This window comes from Xanthobacter sp. DMC12 (genome assembly GCF_056314105.1).
The window spans coordinates 413,447-430,162 of record NZ_JBQUYZ010000004.1 but is presented as its reverse complement, the minus strand read 5'-3'; the positions used below and the strand labels follow the sequence as shown (position 1 = coordinate 430,162).

12 protein-coding genes are annotated in these 16,716 nt (G+C 68.9%); 6 read left to right on the top strand and 6 right to left on the bottom strand.

Annotated features, from left to right (window positions below; genetic code table 11):
- Position 1: 1 nt before the first annotated feature.
- Together ACT535_RS17495 and ACT535_RS17490 are read right to left on the bottom strand one after the other, a co-directional pair.
- Positions 2-286, bottom strand: a complete 285-nt coding sequence (locus ACT535_RS17495) for a MoaD/ThiS family protein (protein ID WP_168459333.1) — start codon at positions 284-286, stop codon at positions 2-4.
- Positions 286-1,371, bottom strand: a complete 1,086-nt coding sequence (locus ACT535_RS17490) for a WD40/YVTN/BNR-like repeat-containing protein (RefSeq protein ID WP_476365394.1) — start codon at positions 1,369-1,371, stop codon at positions 286-288. The genes ACT535_RS17495 and ACT535_RS17490 overlap by 1 nt, the downstream gene beginning before the upstream one ends.
- Positions 1,372-1,533: 162 nt before the next feature.
- Between ACT535_RS17490 and ACT535_RS17485 the strand changes: the two genes are divergently transcribed.
- The 3 genes from ACT535_RS17485 to ACT535_RS17475 all read left to right on the top strand — a co-directional run bounded on the left by ACT535_RS17485 (position 1,534) and on the right by ACT535_RS17475 (position 6,608).
- On the top strand, positions 1,534-2,151 hold the full coding sequence (locus tag ACT535_RS17485) for a TetR/AcrR family transcriptional regulator (RefSeq protein ID WP_476324698.1): 618 nt from the start codon (positions 1,534-1,536) through the stop codon (positions 2,149-2,151).
- Between the two features lie 150 nt (positions 2,152-2,301).
- Positions 2,302-3,492 (top strand): efflux RND transporter periplasmic adaptor subunit, encoded by a 1,191-nt coding sequence (locus ACT535_RS17480; protein ID WP_476365393.1) that lies wholly within the window; start codon positions 2,302-2,304, stop codon positions 3,490-3,492.
- Entirely contained in the window at positions 3,489-6,608 is a 3,120-nt protein-coding gene (locus ACT535_RS17475; protein ID WP_476365392.1) for an efflux RND transporter permease subunit, read from the top strand. Before ACT535_RS17480 ends, ACT535_RS17475 begins: the two co-directional genes overlap by 4 nt.
- A 123-nt stretch (positions 6,609-6,731) precedes the next feature.
- On the opposite strand, the gene ACT535_RS17470 is transcribed toward ACT535_RS17475, so the two are convergent.
- Positions 6,732-7,313: an HdeD family acid-resistance protein gene (locus tag ACT535_RS17470; RefSeq protein WP_168459338.1), complete on the bottom strand. Its 582-nt coding sequence runs from the start codon at positions 7,311-7,313 to the stop codon at positions 6,732-6,734.
- Between the two features lie 184 nt (positions 7,314-7,497).
- The gene (locus ACT535_RS17465; protein WP_476365391.1) at positions 7,498-8,706 is read right to left on the bottom strand and encodes a L,D-transpeptidase; all 1,209 of its coding nucleotides are present in this window, start codon (positions 8,704-8,706) and stop codon (positions 7,498-7,500) included.
- A 237-nt stretch (positions 8,707-8,943) separates the two neighbouring features.
- On the opposite strand from ACT535_RS17465, the gene ACT535_RS17460 reads away from it, so the two are divergent.
- The 3 genes from ACT535_RS17460 to metH all read left to right on the top strand — a co-directional run bounded on the left by ACT535_RS17460 (position 8,944) and on the right by metH (position 14,733).
- Complete coding sequence (locus ACT535_RS17460; protein ID WP_476365390.1) at positions 8,944-9,963, top strand: ArsR/SmtB family transcription factor; 1,020 nt, start codon at positions 8,944-8,946, stop codon at positions 9,961-9,963.
- Complete coding sequence (gene metF / locus ACT535_RS17455; protein ID WP_476365389.1) at positions 9,963-10,904, top strand: methylenetetrahydrofolate reductase [NAD(P)H]; 942 nt, start codon at positions 9,963-9,965, stop codon at positions 10,902-10,904. The genes ACT535_RS17460 and metF overlap by 1 nt, the downstream gene beginning before the upstream one ends.
- Positions 10,905-10,992: 88 nt before the next feature.
- A complete protein-coding gene (metH, locus tag ACT535_RS17450; RefSeq protein ID WP_476365388.1) occupies positions 10,993-14,733 on the top strand; it encodes a methionine synthase in 3,741 nt (1,246 codons plus the stop codon).
- Positions 14,734-14,739: 6 nt separating this feature from the next.
- Here metH and rsmA read toward each other — a convergent pair whose 3' ends face one another.
- Together rsmA and pdxA are read right to left on the bottom strand one after the other, a co-directional pair.
- On the bottom strand, positions 14,740-15,618 hold the full coding sequence (gene rsmA, locus ACT535_RS17445; RefSeq protein ID WP_476324682.1) for a 16S rRNA (adenine(1518)-N(6)/adenine(1519)-N(6))-dimethyltransferase RsmA: 879 nt from the start codon (positions 15,616-15,618) through the stop codon (positions 14,740-14,742).
- Complete coding sequence (pdxA, locus tag ACT535_RS17440) at positions 15,615-16,679, bottom strand: 4-hydroxythreonine-4-phosphate dehydrogenase PdxA (protein ID WP_476365387.1); 1,065 nt, start codon at positions 16,677-16,679, stop codon at positions 15,615-15,617. The genes rsmA and pdxA overlap by 4 nt, the downstream gene beginning before the upstream one ends.
- Between the last annotated feature and the right edge of the window lie 37 nt (positions 16,680-16,716).

Below are 16,716 nucleotides of genomic sequence, written 5' to 3'. Positions count from 1 at the left end.
TCTAGCCGCCGCTGATGGCGGTGAGCACGAACACGTCCGCGCCGGGCCGCAACGGCGTATCCAGCCGCGCCCGGCGGCCGTCGACGAACACGTTGATGTGCCGGCGGATGGCGGGGCGTTCGTCGCACAGCCGGTCGCGCATGCCGGGCCACAGCGCCTCCAACTGGCCCATCAGTTCCTCGACGGTCCGCGCGTCCAGCTCCACATAGGTTTCCCCGTCCGGGAACAGCCGGACGAGATGCGCCGGCAGGCGCACCTTCACCGGCGCGGGGGCCTCCGCCACCATCAGGCCTCCACCACCAGCGTCTCCACGGAGGAGATGGTGGGCAGGTGCTCCGCAAGCCGCGTCCAGCTCTCCCCCTCGTCGGCGCTGGCGTAGATCTCGCCCGAGCCGGTCCCGAAATAGACACCAGCGGGCTCCAGCGTGTCGGTGGCCATGGCCTGACGTAGCACGTTGAAATAGGCATCCTGCTGCGGGAGGCCCGTTCTCAGCGCCTGCCATGAGGTACCGCCGTCGCGGGTGCGCCACACGGCGGCCTTCGCCTCCGGCATGAAGCGGCCGGCGGTGTCGCCGTTGAGCGGCACGAGGAACAGCGTCTCGGCGTCACGCGGATGGGCGGCGGCGGGAAAGCCGAAGCTGGAGGGCAGTCCCTTTTCGATGCTCTGCCACGAGACGCCGCCGTCGTCGGACCGGTACATGCCGCAATGGTTCTGCTGGTAGAGGCGGTGGCGCAGGCCGGGCGCCTTGACCACGCAATGCACGCACTGGCCGTGTTCGGGATAGCGCTGGCCCTCGGGCATGTAGTCGGCGCGGGTGCCGCGGTTGCGCGCGCTCCAGGTGCGCCCGCCGTCGGCGCTGTGGAATACGCCGGCGGCGGAGATGCCGACCCACAGCGCCTCCGGATCGTCCGGATCGAGCACCAGGGAATGCAGGATCAGTCCCGCCCCGCCGGGGTTCCACTCGGCGCGGGAGGGATGCTTCTGCAATCCGTCGAGCGCCGTGAAGGTTTCGCCGCCATCGTCGGAGCGGAACAGCCCGGCCGGCTCGACCCCGGCATAGAGCACGCCATCCGCGCCGGGCGCGAGGCTCCATACGGATTTCACCGGCGCCTCGCCCTCGGCCGCAGCCAGGCCGCGGGAGGAATGCGTCCAGCTGGCGCCGAGATCGTCCGACTGCCACACCGCCGGCCCGAACCACTCATTGCCGCCGCCCGCATAGATGCGGCCGGAGGCGCGATCGCCCACCACGTGGTTGGTCGGCCAGGTGTCGCAGAAGGGACCGCGCAGCGCCCAGCTTTTCCGCGTGGGGTCGCTCTCCAGGATGAACGCGCCTTTTTTCGTTCCGATCAGGATGAGCACCTTCTGCGTCATCTCTTGTTCCTCCCTCGGCCCGGGCTGGGGGCCGCTCCGAGGACGGGGGCGCAGGCGACGCGCCGACACGGCGGGGATAAGATTTTACGAGACGCCCGAGTCGCGGGCTTGGAAATTCAGAACTGACGATTTATGATAATCGTCAGTTCGTAGGAGTATGGCGTGAACATCAGGGTGAAGGAGACGGCAGACGAGACCCGCGAGCGCATCGCGCGCACGGCGGAGGAATTGTTCCGCCGCATGGGTTTCGCCAAGACGGCGGTGGCCGACATCGCCGCCGAACTGGGCATGTCCCCGGCCAACGTCTACCGTTTCTTCCCGTCCAAGACCGCCATCGTCGCCACCATCTGCTCGCGCTGCCTCAACGAGAGTGAGGCCGAGGTGGCCGCGGCCGTTGCCGACGGGGGCTCCCCGCAGGAGCGCATCCTCGCCGCCTATCTCGCCATCATGCGCTACCATAAGGAGAATTTCCTTGAGGAGCGGCGCGTTCATGACATGGTCCTGGTGGCCATCGAGAACAATTGGGACGCCATCGAGGCGCACAAGGCGCGCCTGTGCGACCTCACCGCCCGCGTTCTCGCCGAGGGCATCGCCCAAGGCGTGTTCGTGGCCCATGACCCGGGCAAGATCAGCCGGCACATTCAGAGCGCGCTGCTCCGCTTCTGCCATCCGGTGCTGGTCGCCCAGCATATTGGCGACGAGGATCAAGAGGGTGCGCTGCGCGAGAGCCTCCGGTTCATCCTGAGAAGTATCGAGGTCGAGCGTTCGCCGCTCCCGTGACGGGAGTGAGCGAAACGCCGTTCTGCGTCGTAAAAGTGATGATCGACGAAAATCGTCAGTGTTGAATTCATATTCGATAGGCCCTAGCCACAGGATCGCCTTATGCCCCGCCTCGCTGTTCCGATCCGATCCGACCGCCACCGGAGGGGCGTGGCCGCGCTGATTCTCGCCGGGTCCGCCCTTTTGCTCGCCGGCTGCGGCCAGGAAAGCCCCGCCAATGCAGGGGAGGCGCCGCCGGCCGGAGGGGCGCCGGCCACGCTCGCCCGCCCGGTGCAGGTGATGACGGTCAGCTTCCGCCCGCGCGAGACGCAGAAGAGCTTCGTCGGCGTGGTCCGCGCCCGGCGCGAGATCGATCTTGCCTTCCGGGTCGGCGGCAAGGTGGTGCAGCGGCTGGTGGAGGTGGGGGACCGCATCGAGCCCGGTACCGTGGTGGCGCGCCTCGACCGGGAAGATCTGAAGCTGGAGCTGGAGAGCGCCAAGGCAGAGATGCAGGCCGCCACCGCCAACCTCGCCCAGACCACCACCGAGGACACCCGCTATCGCGCCCTCACCGCCAAGGGCGCAGCCTCCAACGCCGATCTCGACCGCAAGTCGCTCGCCAAGGATGAAGCGATCGGCCGCCTCGAACGGGCGAAACGCTCGCTGGAACTGGCGGAGAATCGCCTCTCCTATGCCGATCTCGTGGCCGATGCCGCCGGCGTCGTGGTCGCGACCTCGGCCGAGCCGGGGCAGGTGGTCGCCTCCGGCCAGACCATCGTGCGCGTCGCCCGGCTCGACGAGAAGGAGGCGCTGGTCTCGCTGCCCGAAACCGCGCTGGCCGACGCCCGCGCCGCCGACGCCATCGTCACCCTCTGGGCCGATCCCGGCCGGCGCATCCCCGCCCGCCTGCGGGAGCTGTCGCCGCAGGCCGACGCGACATCCCGCACCTATCCCGCCCGCTTCACGCTGGAAGGGGCGGACGAGACCGTGGCGCTGGGCATGACCGCCACCGTGACGCTCCGCCCGAAGGACCAGCAGCAGGTGGCGCGCCTGCCGCTGTCCGCGCTGATCGATCGGGGCCATGGCCCGCAAGTGTTCGTGGTGGATGGCGCGAGCCATGCCATCGTCGCCCGCCCGGTGGAGATCGCCGCCTATACGGGTGACGAGGTGCTGCTCTCCGGCGGTGTCGCACCGGGGGATGCGGTGGTGATCCTCGGCGTCCAGACGCTGCTGCCCGGCCAGAAGGTACGCACGGTGCAGGCCCCATCCGTGACCGAGGTGGCCGAGCGCCTGCCGTCGGTCGAAACCCGCCGGGCTCAGACGCCGGCCTCCGGTGCCAGCGTCGCGGAGCAGCGGCCGTGAGCGCCGCCGGTCCTTCCCCGGACGGCGCCTCGCGCTTCAATCTTTCGCGCTGGGCCATCACCCACCGCGCGCTGACCCTGTTCGCCATCATCCTCCTGGGCGCAGCGGGGGCCTATTCCTATTTCAACCTCGGCCGCGCCGAGGATCCCTCCTTCACCATCAAGGTCATGGTGGTGCAGGCGGCGTGGCCCGGCGCCACCGCCTCCGAGATGCAGGCGCAGGTGGCCGATCCCATCGAGAAGAAGCTGCAATCCCTGCCGCACCTCGACCGTGTGGAGAGCTATTCGCGCCCCGGCGTGTCCTTCGTGCAGGTCTTCCTGCGCGACAACACGCCGGCGAAGGAGGTGAAGGACCTCTGGTACCAGGTGCGCAAGAAGGTTTCCGACGTGCGCGGCGACCTTCCCGCCGGCGTTATCGGGCCGGGCTTCGATGACGAATATGGCGACGTCTATTCAGCCCTCTACATCCTGAGCGGGCAGGGGGCGGCGCCGGCCGAGCTGAAGCGGCAGGCGGAGGTCATCCGCCAGCGTCTGCTGCGCGTGCCGGACGTGGAGAAGGTCGACCTCATCGGCGAGCGGCCGGAGAAGATCTACATCGAGTTCTCCCACGCCCGCCTCGCCAATCTCGGCATCACGCCGCAGCAGGTGTTCGACAGCGTGGCCCGGCAGAACGCCGTGGTGGCGGGAGGGGCGGTGGATACCCGCTCCGACCGCATCAATCTGCGCGTCACCGGGGCCTTCACCGGCGTCGAGGCCATTGCCGAGGTGCCGGTGGCGGTGAACGGCGCGCTGCTGCGCCTCGGCGACATCGCCACTGTCCGGCGTGGCTACGAGGACCCGCCCTCCTTCCTCATGCGCCAGCACGGGCTGCCCGCCATCGGCATCGGCGTGTCCATGGCGCAGGGCGCCAACATCCTCACCCTGGGCGAAAACCTGAAGATCGCCATGGCCGAGGCCACCGCCGAGCTGCCGCACGGTATCGACGTGACGCAGGTGGCCGATCAGCCGCACATCGTCAGCGAATCGGTGGGCGAGTTCCTGAAAACCTTCCTCGAAGCCCTCGTCATCGTGCTGGTGGTGAGCTTCCTCTCGCTCGGGTTCCGGACCGGCATCGTGGTGGCGCTGTCGGTGCCCCTCGTGCTCGCCATTGTCTTCCTCATCATGTTCTCGGCGGGCATGGATCTCCACCGCATCACCCTGGGCGCACTCATCATCGCCCTCGGCCTCTTGGTGGACGACGCCATCATCGCCATCGAGATGATGGTGGTGAAGATGGAGGAGGGCTGGGACCGCATGTCCGCCGCCACCTTCGCCTGGACCTCCACCGCCTTTCCCATGCTCACCGGCACGCTGGTGACGGCGGCCGGCTTCCTGCCGGTGGGCTTTGCCAAGTCGTCGTCGGGCGAATATGCCGGCGGCATCTTCTGGGTGGTGGGCATCGCGCTCATCGCATCGTGGTTCGTGGCGGTGATCTTCACGCCCTATCTCGGCACGGTGCTGCTGCCGGACATGAAGAAGGCGGGCGGGCATCACGAGATGCACGACGGCCGCCTCTACCGGATGCTGCACGGGACGCTGGAATTCTGCCTGCGCCACCGCTTCATGGTCATCGGCACCACGGTTCTGATGTTCGCGGGCTCGGTGGTGGCGTTCGGCTTCGTGCAGCAGCAGTTCTTCCCCACCTCCACCCGACCCGAGCTGTTCCTCGAAATCCGCCTGCCGGAAGGCACCTCCATCACCGTCACCGAAGCGACGGCGAAGAAGGCGGAGGCTCTCGTCGGTGACGATCCGGATGTCGCCACCCGCACCACTTATGTGGGCCGCGGCGCGCCGCGCTTCTGGCTCGGCCTCAATCCGGTGCTGCCCAATCCAAACTTCGCGCAGATCGTGATCGTGGCGAAGGATGTGGCCGCCCGCGAGCGGCTGAAGGCCCGGCTCGACGCGGAGCTGGCCGAAGGCGCCCTGTCCGAGGCGCGCGTGCGTGTGGACCGCTTCGTGTTTGGCCCGCCGGTGGGCTTCCCGGTGCAGTTCCGCGTGGTGGGGCCGGACCCCATCGCGGTGCGCGACATTGCCGAGAAGGTGCGGCTGGTGATGGCGTCCGACACCGACGTGATCGACCCCCATCTCAATTGGGGCGAGCAGGTCAAGTCCATCACCCTGACCGTCGATCAGGACCGCGCCCGCGCGCTCGGCACCTCGCCGCGCGACATCGCCGAGACGCTGCAGACCCTGCTTCAGGGCTATGCCATCACCCAGCTGCGTGAGGGCAATTTGCTCATCGACGTGATGGCGCGGGCCGTGCCGGAAGAGCGGGTGGACCTCGAACACCTCGCCGCCCTCACCGTCACCACCCGCAACGGTCTCGCCGTCCCGCTCGGACAGGTGGCGCGCATCGGCTACGCCCATGAGGAGCCCATCCTGTGGCGGCGCGACCGCGACCTCGTGCTCACCGTGCGCGGCGATGTGCGGGACGGCGTGCAGCCGCCTGATGTGACCACTCGCCTCCTGCCGAAGCTGGCGCAGCTCAAGGCCGAGCTGCCGCCCGCCTATCGCATCGAGACCGGCGGCTCCATCGAGGAAAGCGCCAAGGCCAATGCCTCGCTGGCGGCGGTGTTCCCGGTGATGATCCTGGTGATGCTGACGCTGCTGATGATCCAGCTGCAGAGCTTCTCGCGCCTTGCCCTGGTGCTGGCGACCGCCCCCCTCGGCCTCATCGGCGCGGCGGCGGCTCTGCTCATCGCGCACCGGCCGTTCGGCTTCGTGGCTCTGCTGGGCCTTATCGCGCTCGCCGGCATGATCATGCGCAATACCGTGATCCTGGTGGACCAGATCGACCACGACATTCGCGAGGGGGCGACGCCCCACCGCGCCATCGTGGAGGCGACGCTGCGCCGGGCTCGGCCCGTGGTGCTCACCGCGCTTGCCGCCGTGCTCGGCATGATCCCGCTGGCGGAAAGCGTGTTCTGGGGTCCGATGGCGGTGACCATCATGGGCGGCCTTCTGGTCGCGACCGTGCTGACCCTTCTGGTGGTGCCGGCGCTCTATGCCACCTGGTTCCGCGTGAAGGTCACCGAGGGGGAGACCGCGCCGGCCGCGCTGCCGCAGCCGGCGGAATGATCTTCACCATCTGAACAGGACGCGCCCCGACGCCCCCCGGGGCCGTCCGCTCCGCCCGTTCCCGGCAACGCCCCCGCCGCGGACGGGCGGGGCGGTTTTTCCAACGTCGAGGGAGGGTGCGACTCAGTCCTTCTTCTCGCGCAGGGCGAGGCCGAACATCAGCGTGCCCACGCCGTTGACGATGAGGTCCACGCCGAGGAAGAGGCCGAGGATGTAGACGGAGTTCACCGGCCAGCGGGCGATGATGATGAGGCCGAGCAGCAGGGTGACGATGCCGGACACCACGATCCAGCCCCAGCCCTTGCCGTGCTGGGAGCCGAAGCCGGCGAAGATGCGGAAGATGCCCTCGACCGCGAGCGCCACGCCGATCATCAGCGTGAGGACACCGGCGCCGAGCAGCGGATTGTACATGATGAGGGCGCCGGCCACGACGTAGAGCACGCCCGCCAGCAGCCAGTAGAAGAACCGGCCCCAGCCCTGCACGCGGAAGGCATGGATGACCTGCACCACCCCGCCCACGAGAATCAGCGCGCCCACATAGAGGGCGGTGACGACCGTGGAGGCCAGCACGTGCGCGAGGGCGACGAAGCCGAGCACGATGAAGGCGATGCCGAGCACAGCGAACCAGCCCCAGCTGGCGCGTACCGCGTGCAGCTGGTCGGCGATGGTGGAAGCGGGGGTGGGCGCAGATGCAGGCGTGGACATGGGCCTCTCCTGTCAGCTTGATCGCTGCTGGGGCCATCATATCGAACAGGAACGCCGCGCACAGTGGTCTTCCGCTCCGGCAGATTGCGGAGCCTGAGACCGGCCAAGGGCGCCTTAAACAGCAAACGGCCCGGCGTGGGCCGGGCCGTTTTGGTCCTGTTTTTCCCGGCGGACCGGGATGCGTTCAGCGCTGCGCGGCGGGCTTGCCGGCCGAAGCGGTCGAGACGGGCGCCGGAGCGGCATTGGCCTGGGGGGCGGAGCTGCCCTTGGGCAGAATCACCACCTTGGTGCCGACCTTGGCGCGGTCATAGAGATCTTCCACATCGGCGTTCAGCATGCGGAAGCAGCCGGAGGACACGAACTTGCCGATGGTCTGCGGCTCGTTGGTGCCGTGGATGCGATAGACCGTGCCGCCGAGATACATGGTGCGTGCGCCCAGCGGATTGCCGGGGCCGCCGGCCATGAAGCGCGGCAGGTAAGGCTGGCGCTCGATCATCTCGGACGGCGGGCGCCAGTCGGCCCATTCCTTCTTCGCGGTGATCTTCTCGGTGCCGGCCCAGGTGAAGCCTTCGCGGCCGACGCCGATGCCGTAACGCACGGCCTTGCCGCCCCCGAGGACGAAATAGAGGTAGGTGTTCGGCGTATCGATGACGATGGTGCCGGCCGGCTGGGTGGTCACGTAATCCACCGTCTGGCGGCGGAAGCGTTCCGGCACCGGCTCGGTGGGATCGATGTTCTCGATGCGCGGACCGGACGGCGCCTCGGTGGTGCCGGGCACCACGGCGGAGTTGGGACCATAGGAGCCGGCGGGCGCCGGGGCGTTGTTCAGGCTGGCGTAAAGCGCATCCTGATCCACCGCGCCGCGGCCGGAGCCGCCATAGCCGGGCTGCTGCTGGCCATAGGCCTGCTGCTGGGGCTCATAGGCGGTCGGGGTCGCCTGGCGTCCGTAGAGGTCGGGCGCCGCATTGTAGACCGGCTGGCCGCCATAGGCCTGCTGACCCTGCGCCGGCACCGCGGCGGGGTAGGGACCGGAATCGGGCGCCACGGGCATCGGACGGCTGGCGTAGCCACCGGGCGCGGGCTGCGGATAGCCCTGCTGCGCCGGCTGGGGATACGCCTGCTGAGGATAGGCCTGACCCGGCGCCGGGAGATCCGTCCGCTCCACCTGGTCGCGGCGCACCGGCGCCTGCTGACGCGCATACGGGTCCGAATAGCCGGGAGGCGCCTCGCCATAGCCGCCGACAGGTGCGGGCGGGAGCGTGCCGGTGGCATCGTCCTGCTGGCCGCCGGGCAGGCTGTAGTTCGGTCCGCCGTAAGGCCCCTGTGCAGAGGCCGGAGCGGCAAGAACGGACGCCCCGAAGGCGGCGAGGAGAAGGGTATTGCGAAGGGTCATGCTTGAGGTGTTAACCGTGAAACGTGACGAAATTGGAAACGGGTCGCGGAAAAATTTGGCCCGTCTGGCGGTAGCTTCTTCCGGCTCTGCAGCTGGTGTCTTGCAACGGCTTTAGGCGCGCTCCTGTTCCCCGGCAATGCGAGATTGCGACAGGCGCGCGATCGTGATCGGCCTGTGGCGCGCGTGCATCGCAGCCCGCACTTGAATGCGGCTCGGTAAGGATATAAAGATATCTTTATGTCAGATCGGCCCGTGCCCGCAGTTTCCTCTTTCGCCGCCGTCCTCGAAGGCCTCAAGGCTGCAGGGGAGGATACGCGCCTGCGTCTCGTCGCCGTGCTGGGCGAGGCGGAACTGACCGTCTCCGATCTCACCGAAATCCTCGGCCAATCGCAGCCGCGCATCTCGCGGCATCTCAAGCTCCTCGCCGATGCCGGGCTGGTGGATCGCCACCGCGAGGCGAGCTGGGTCTTCTATCGCCGTGCCGCCGAAGGCGCGGGCGGGCGAATCGCCAAAAGCCTCCTCGACCTGCTCGACCGCGACGATCCGGTGCTGGCCGGCGACCGCGCGCGGCTGGAGGCCGTGCGAGCCTCGCGCGCTGCGGCGGCACAGGGCTATTTTGCCGCCCATGCCCGCCAGTGGGACGAGATTCGCCGGCTCCATGTGCCTGAGGCGGCGGTGGAGGCGGCGGTGCGCCGTGCGTTCGCCGGCAAGCCCATTCGCGCGCTGCTGGACCTGGGCACCGGCACGGGGCGGATGCTGGAACTGTTCGCGCCGGACATCGAGCGCGGGATGGGCGTCGATCTCTCCCCCGACATGCTGGGCGTCGCTCGTGCCAATCTGGAGCGCGCGGGCGTGCGCAACTGCCTGCTGCGGCAGAGCGACATCTATGCCGTCCCGGTACCGCGCGACGCGTTCGACGCGGTGATCGTCCATCAGGTGCTGCACTACCTCGACGACGGCAGCCGCGCGCTGAAGGAAGCGGCACGGGTGCTGGCGCCCGGCGGACGGCTGCTGGTGGTGGACTTCGCCCCCCACGGCCTCGAATTCCTGCGCGAGGCCCACGCCCACCGTCACCTCGGTTTCGACCGCGCGACGGTGGAGGGCTGGCTCGCCGCCGCGGGCCTCGATCTCGTCTCCTTCGACACCCTCACCCCCGATGGCGGCGCCGGCGACGGCCTGACCGTCTCGCTCTGGCTCGCCCGCGATCCGCGTTCCGTGGTGGCCGCCGCCGACCTCGTCCACAGGGAGATTGCCTGATGACCACCCCCGCTTCCATTCCCGCCGCCGCGCCCGTGCGGGCCAGCCGGGAGATGGACCGGCCGCCGGTCAACGTCTCCTTCGAGTTCTTCCCGCCCAAGACCGAGGAGATGGAGAAGACCCTGTGGTCCTCCATCCACCGGCTGGCGCCGCTCTCCCCGAGCTTTGTCTCCGTGACCTACGGCGCGGGCGGCTCCACCCGCGAGCGGACCCATGCGACGGTGGCGCGCATCGTGAAGGAGACGGCGCTCCATCCCGCCGCGCATCTCACCTGCGTGGGCGCCAGCCGCGCCGAGATCGATGATGTGGTGCGCGCCTACAAGGACGCTGGCGTGAAGCACATCGTTGCCTTGCGCGGGGATCCGGCGACCGGCGTCGGCACGACGTACGAGCCGCATCCGGACGGCTATCCTTATGCCTGCGACCTCGTGGAGGGCATCCGCCGCATCGGCGATTTCGAGGTGTCGGTCTCGGCCTATCCCGAGAAGCACCCGGAGAGCGCCAGCCTTGATGCGGACATCGACTATCTGAAGGCCAAGGTGGATGCCGGCGCCACCCGCGCCATCACCCAGTTCTTCTTCGAGAACGACGTCTATTTCCGCTACCTCGACAAGGTCCGCGCCCGGGGCATCGACATTCCCATCCTGCCCGGCCTGCTGCCGGTGACGAACTTCAAGCAGGCGTCCAACTTCGCCACCCGTACCGGAGCGTCGGTTCCCGCGTGGCTGCTGAAGCGGTTCGAGGGGCTGGACGACGATGCGGAGACCCGCAAGCTCATCGCCGCGGCCGTGGCGGCCGAGCAGGTGACGGACCTCGTTGATCGTGGCGTCACCGATATCCATTTCTATACGCTGAACCGCGCCGACCTCGTCTACGCCATCTGCCACCTGCTCGGGCTGCGCCCGGATGCGGCGCCGGTGGTGCAGGCGATGGCGGTCTGAGCGCGACTCCATTCCCGCCGGCGCGGTGCGTCGGCTTGTCCTTCACGGAGGCGCGCTCCCGCGTCGCCCCGAGCCCGAGACCGCCCCGATGACCGCCTCTTCAACCCACGCCGACACCATCTTCGCCGATCTCGCCAAGGCCGCCTCCGAGCGCATCCTGGTGTTGGACGGCGCCATGGGCACCATGATCCAGCAGTTGAAGCTGGACGAGGCGGGCTATCGCGGCGAACGGTTCAAGGACTGGCCGCGGGACGTGAAGGGCAACAACGACCTTCTCAGCCTCACCCAGCCCGATGCGGTGCGGGCCATCCACCTCGAATATTTCCGCGCCGGCGCGGACATGGTGGAAACCAACACCTTCTCCGGCACCTCCATCGCCCAGGCCGACTACGGCATGGAGGAGATCGTCTACGAGCTGAATTTCGAGAGCGCGAAGCTCGCCCGCGAGGCGGCCGACATTGCGCAGAAGGAGGACGGCCGCCGCCGCTTCGTGGCCGGCGCCTTCGGCCCCACGAACCGCACCGCCTCCATCTCGCCGGACGTGAATGATCCCGGCTTCCGCGCCGTGACCTTCGACGAGCTGGCCGACGCCTATTACGAGCAGGCGCGCGGCCTCGTGGACGGCGGCGCGGACATCCTCCTCGTCGAGACCATCTTCGACACGCTGAACGCCAAGGCGGCCATCTTCGCCATCGAAAAGCTCTATGCGGAGCGGGGCTTCCGCCTGCCGGTGATGATCTCCGGCACGATCACCGACCTTTCCGGCCGCACCCTCTCTGGCCAGACGCCGAGCGCCTTCTGGTATTCCCTGCGCCACGCCAAGCCCTTCTCCATTGGCCTCAACTGCGCCCTCGGTGCCCGCGAGATGCGCGCCCACATCGCCGAGATCGGCCGGGTGGCCGACACCCTCGTCTGCGCCTATCCCAATGCGGGCCTGCCCAACGAGTTCGGCATGTATGACGAGAGCCCTGAGGCCATGGCAGCCCTGGTGGGCGAGTTCGCCGCCTCGGGCCTCGTGAACGTGGTGGGCGGCTGCTGCGGCACGACCCCGGCGCACATCCGCGCCATCGCCGAGGTGGTGAAGGGCAAGGCGCCGCGCGAAGTGCCGGAGCTGGAGCCGCGCCTGCGCCTCTCCGGCCTCGAGCCGTTCGAGCTGACGCCGCAGATCCCCTTCGTGAATGTGGGCGAGCGCACCAACGTCACCGGCTCCGCCCGCTTCCGCAAGCTCATCACCACCGGCGACTTCCCCGCCGCCCTCGCGGTGGCGCGCGACCAGGTGGAGAGCGGCGCGCAGGTGATCGACATCAACATGGACGAAGGCCTCCTCGACAGCGAGGCCGCCATGATCACCTTCCTGAACCTCGTCGCCGCCGAGCCGGACATCGCCAAGGTGCCGGTGATGGTAGATTCGTCCAAGTGGGAGATCATCGAGCAGGGCCTCAAGCGCCTGCAGGGCAAGGGCATCGTCAATTCCATCTCCCTCAAGGAGGGCGAGGAGGCCTTCATCGAGAAGGCCCGGCTGGTGCGCGCCTATGGCGCCGCCGTGGTGGTGATGGCCTTCGACGAGGAGGGGCAGGCCGACAGCTACGCCCGCAAGACCTCCATCTGCGAGCGCGCCTACCGCATCCTGACCGAACAGGTGGGCTTCCCGCCGGAAGACATCATCTTCGATCCCAATATCTTCGCGGTGGCCACCGGCATCGAGGAGCATTCGGGCTACGGCGTCGCCTTTATCGACGCCACCCGCTTCATCCGCCAGAGCCTGCCTTACGCCCATGTGTCGGGCGGCGTCTCGAACCTCTCCTTCTCGTTCCGCGGCAACGAGCCGGTGCGCGAGGCGATGCACGCCGTGTTCCTCTATCACGCCATCAAGGCGGGCATGGACATGGGCATCGTCAACGCCGGCCAGCTCGCCGTTTATGACGAGATCGAGCCCAAGCTGCGCGAGGCTTGCGAGGACGTGGTGCTGAACCGCCGTCCCGACGCCACCGAGCGCCTTCTGGAGATCGCCGAGGGCTTCAAGGGCGCGGCCGGCAAGGAGAAGAAGGAGGCCGATCTCGCCTGGCGCACCTGGCCGGTGGAGAAGCGGCTGGAGCACGCCCTCGTCAACGGCATCACCGACTTCGTCGAGGCCGACACCGAGGAGGCCCGCCAGAACGTGGCGCGCCCGCTCCACGTCATCGAGGGCCCGCTGATGGCCGGCATGAACGTGGTGGGCGACTTGTTCGGCGCCGGCAAGATGTTCCTGCCCCAGGTGGTGAAGTCCGCCCGCGTGATGAAGCAGGCGGTGGCCTACCTCATGCCCTTCATGGAGAAGGAAAAGCAGGAGCAGGGCATCACCTCGGCCTCGGCCGCGGGCAAGGTGCTGATGGCCACCGTGAAGGGCGATGTCCATGACATCGGCAAGAACATCGTGGGCGTGGTGCTTCAGTGCAACAATTACGAGGTCATCGACCTCGGCGTCATGGTGCCCACGCAGAAGATCCTGCAGGTGGCCAAGGACGAAAAGGTGGACGTGATCGGCCTCTCCGGCCTCATCACCCCGTCCCTGGACGAGATGGTGAACGTCGCCGCCGAGATGGAGCGCGAGGGCTTCTCGGTGCCTCTCCTCATCGGCGGCGCCACCACCTCGCGCGTCCACACGGCGGTGAAGATCGCGCCCCGCTATGACCGCGGGCAGGCGGTCTATGTCACCGACGCGAGCCGGGCGGTGGGCGTGGTCTCCAACCTCCTCAATGCCGAGACGCGGGGCACCTATGTAGCCGACGTCCGCGCGGAGTATGCCAAGCTCGCCGAGGCCCACGCCCGTGCGGACGCCAACAAGCAGCGGCTCACGCTCGCCAAGGCGCGCGAGAACGCCCTGAAGCTGGATTTCTCGGCCCACACGCCGGAAAAGCCCTCCTTCCTCGGCACTCACGTGTTCGAGGACCACGACCTCGCCGACCTCGTGCCCTTCATCGACTGGACGCCCTTCTTCCAGTCCTGGGAACTGACCGGGCGCTATCCGGCGATCCTGGAGGACGCGGTGGTGGGCGAGCCGGCGCGCGCCCTGTTCGCGGATGCGCAGGAGATGCTCGCGAAGATCGTCGCCGAGAAGTGGGTGACGGCCCGTGCCGTGGTGGGCTTTTGGCCCGCAAATGCGGTGGGCGACGACATCCTCTTGTTCCGTGACGACACGCGGAAGACCCCGCTAGCCACGCTCCACACCCTGCGCCAGCAGCTTTCACGGCGGGAAGGGCGGCATAATCTGGCGCTGGCGGATTTCATCGCCCCGCTGGAGAGCGGCGTCGCCGACTATGTGGGCGGCTTCGCGGTCACGGCGGGCATCGGCGAGGAGGACCGGGTGGCCGCCTTCAAGGCGGCCAATGACGATTATTCCGCCATCCTGCTGAAGGCCCTGTGCGATCGCCTCGCGGAGGCCTTCGCGGAGCGCATGCACCATCTGGTGCGCACGAAGCTCTGGGGCTATGCGGCCGACGAGGCCCTCCCCAACGACGACCTCATCGCCGAGCGCTATCGCGGCATCCGTCCGGCGCCGGGCTATCCGGCCCAGCCCGACCATACGGAGAAGGCGACGCTCTTCGAGCTGTTGGACGCCACCCACAAGGCCGGCATCCACCTCACCGAGAGCTTCGCCATGTGGCCCGGTGCGGCGGTGTCGGGCCTCTATTTCGCCCACCCGGAGAGCGCCTATTTCGGCGTCGGCCGCATCGAGCGCGATCAGGTGGAGGATTACGCCCGCCGCAAGGGCTGGACCCTGGCAGAGGCCGAGCGCTGGCTCGCCCCCATCCTCAACTACGATCCGGCGCGGGTGGAGGCGGCGGAGTAGCGCCGTCTATTTGAGCGCGGACAGCGCGCCGAACTGGCGGCCGACACCTTCGGAGAAGGCGTTGGCCAGCCGGACGAAGCCGGCCACGTCGATCTCCTCGGCGCGGGCGGTCTCCTCCACGCCGGCGGCGGCGAGCAGGGCCATGGCATCGACGCCGAGGGTCTTCAGGCTCTGCCGCAGCATCTTGCGGCGCTGGCCGAAGGCGGCTTCCGTCACCTTCTCAAGGGCGGACAGTGCGCAGGGCAGGGGCTCCGGCCGCGGCACCAGGTGGATCACCGAGGAGGTGACCTTGGGCGGCGGCACGAAGGCAGAGGGGGCGACATCGAAGGCGATCTTCCCCTTCGTCCGCCAGCCCGCGAGCACCGCGAGACGCCCATAGGCCTTCGAGCCCGGCTCGGCGACGATGCGCTCCGCCACTTCCTTCTGGAACATGAGGGTGAGGGAGGAGAACCACGGCGGCCACGGGTCCGTGGAGAGCCAGCCCACCAGCAGCACGGTGGCGATGTTGTAGGGCAGGTTCGCCACCACCCGCGCCTCGCCATCGCCGATGAGGGGGCGCACGTCCACCTTCAGCGCGTCGCCCTCGATCACCTCCAGGCGGCCCGGATAGTGCGCCGCCACCTCGGCAAGCGCATCCATGCAGCGCCGGTCGCGCTCGATGGCGATGACGCGCTTCGCCCCAAGCGCCAGCAGCGCACGGGTGAGCCCACCGGGGCCCGGGCCCACCTCCACGATCGTCACATCTTCCAGCGGCCCGGAGGCGCGGGCGATGCGGCCGGTGAGGTTCAGGTCCAGAAGGAAGTTCTGCCCCAGCGACTTCTGCGCCGAGAGGCCATGCTTGCGGATCACGTCGCGCAGCGGCGGCAGGTCGTCGAGCGCGCTCATGCGCGGGCCAGCGCGGGTGCGGGGGCCAGGGATGCCGCCACCTCGGCGTCGGCGAGGCAGCGGGCGAGCCTCAAGGCGGCGATCAGGCTGGAGGGATCGGCGCGGCCCGTGCCGGCGATGTCGAAGGCCGTGCCATGGTCCGGCGAGGTGCGGATGAAGGGCAGGCCGAGGGTCACGTTCACCCCATCGTGGAAGGCGAGGGTCTTGGCCGGGATCAGCACCTGATCGTGATACATGCCCACTGCCACGTCGTAGCGCGCCCGCGCCTCGGGGTGGAACATCGTGTCGGCGGGGAGGGGGCCGGTGGCGAGGATGCCCTCGCGCTTCAGCGCCTCGACAGCCGGCCGCACGATGGCCTCGTCTTCGGTGCCAAGGGTGCCGTCCTCGCCCGCGTGGGGATTGAGGCCGCAGAAGGCGAGGCGGGGGCGAGCGATGCCGAAGCGCCGCGCCATGTCGCGGGCGACGATGCGGCCGGTCTCCACCAGCAGGTCAATGGAGAGCAGGGCCGGCACATCCGCATAGGGCACGTGGATGGTGGCCGGCACCACGGCCAGTTGCTCCGACCAGATCATCATCACCGGATGGGGGGCTGGACGACCCGGCGCGGCGGCGCGGGCGGCGAGCCATTCGGTATGGCCGGGGAAGGGAAAACCGGCCTCGTACATGACCGACTTCGCCAGCGGATTGGTGACGAGGGCCGATGCGCGCCCATCCTTCACCAGACCAAGGGCGGCCTCAAGGCTCGCTTCCACGCAGGCGGCCGACGAGGCGTCCGGCCGGCCGGCGCGGCCGGTGAAGGCCGGGCCGGCCGGCAGTACCGGCAGGGCATTGGCAAAGTGCGCCGCCACACCTTCGGGGGACGTCTCCACGAGCGGGACGTCCAGGCCGAGCAGGCGGGCGCGGGCGGCGAGCGCGGCGGGATCGCCCGCGACGATGAAGGGCGGGACAGCCGCAGCGCCACCCGAAGCGCGGCGGCGCAGAAAGGCGGCGAGCGCGATATCGGGGCCGATGCCGGCGGGATCGCCAAGCGCGAGAACGAGGGGAGACAGGGCGGCCATCAAATGTTCGTCAACAGCTCAGGGAGCAGCGCCCGGTGCG

Excerpts from the sequence above, each read along its gene's own strand:
- ACT535_RS17470 (WP_168459338.1), bottom strand. The coding sequence starts at position 7,313 with ATGTCCACGCCTGCATCTGCGCCCACCCCCGCTTCCACCATCGCCGAC.
- metH (WP_476365388.1), top strand. The coding sequence starts at position 10,993 with ATGACCGCCTCTTCAACCCACGCCGACACCATCTTCGCCGATCTCGCC.
- rsmA (WP_476324682.1), bottom strand. The coding sequence starts at position 15,618 with ATGAGCGCGCTCGACGACCTGCCGCCGCTGCGCGACGTGATCCGCAAG.
- metF (WP_476365389.1), top strand. The coding sequence starts at position 9,963 with ATGACCACCCCCGCTTCCATTCCCGCCGCCGCGCCCGTGCGGGCCAGC.
- ACT535_RS17490 (WP_476365394.1), bottom strand. The coding sequence starts at position 1,371 with ATGACGCAGAAGGTGCTCATCCTGATCGGAACGAAAAAAGGCGCGTTC.
- ACT535_RS17460 (WP_476365390.1), top strand. The coding sequence starts at position 8,944 with ATGTCAGATCGGCCCGTGCCCGCAGTTTCCTCTTTCGCCGCCGTCCTC.
- ACT535_RS17465 (WP_476365391.1), bottom strand. The coding sequence starts at position 8,706 with ATGACCCTTCGCAATACCCTTCTCCTCGCCGCCTTCGGGGCGTCCGTT.
- ACT535_RS17495 (WP_168459333.1), bottom strand. The coding sequence starts at position 286 with ATGGTGGCGGAGGCCCCCGCGCCGGTGAAGGTGCGCCTGCCGGCGCAT.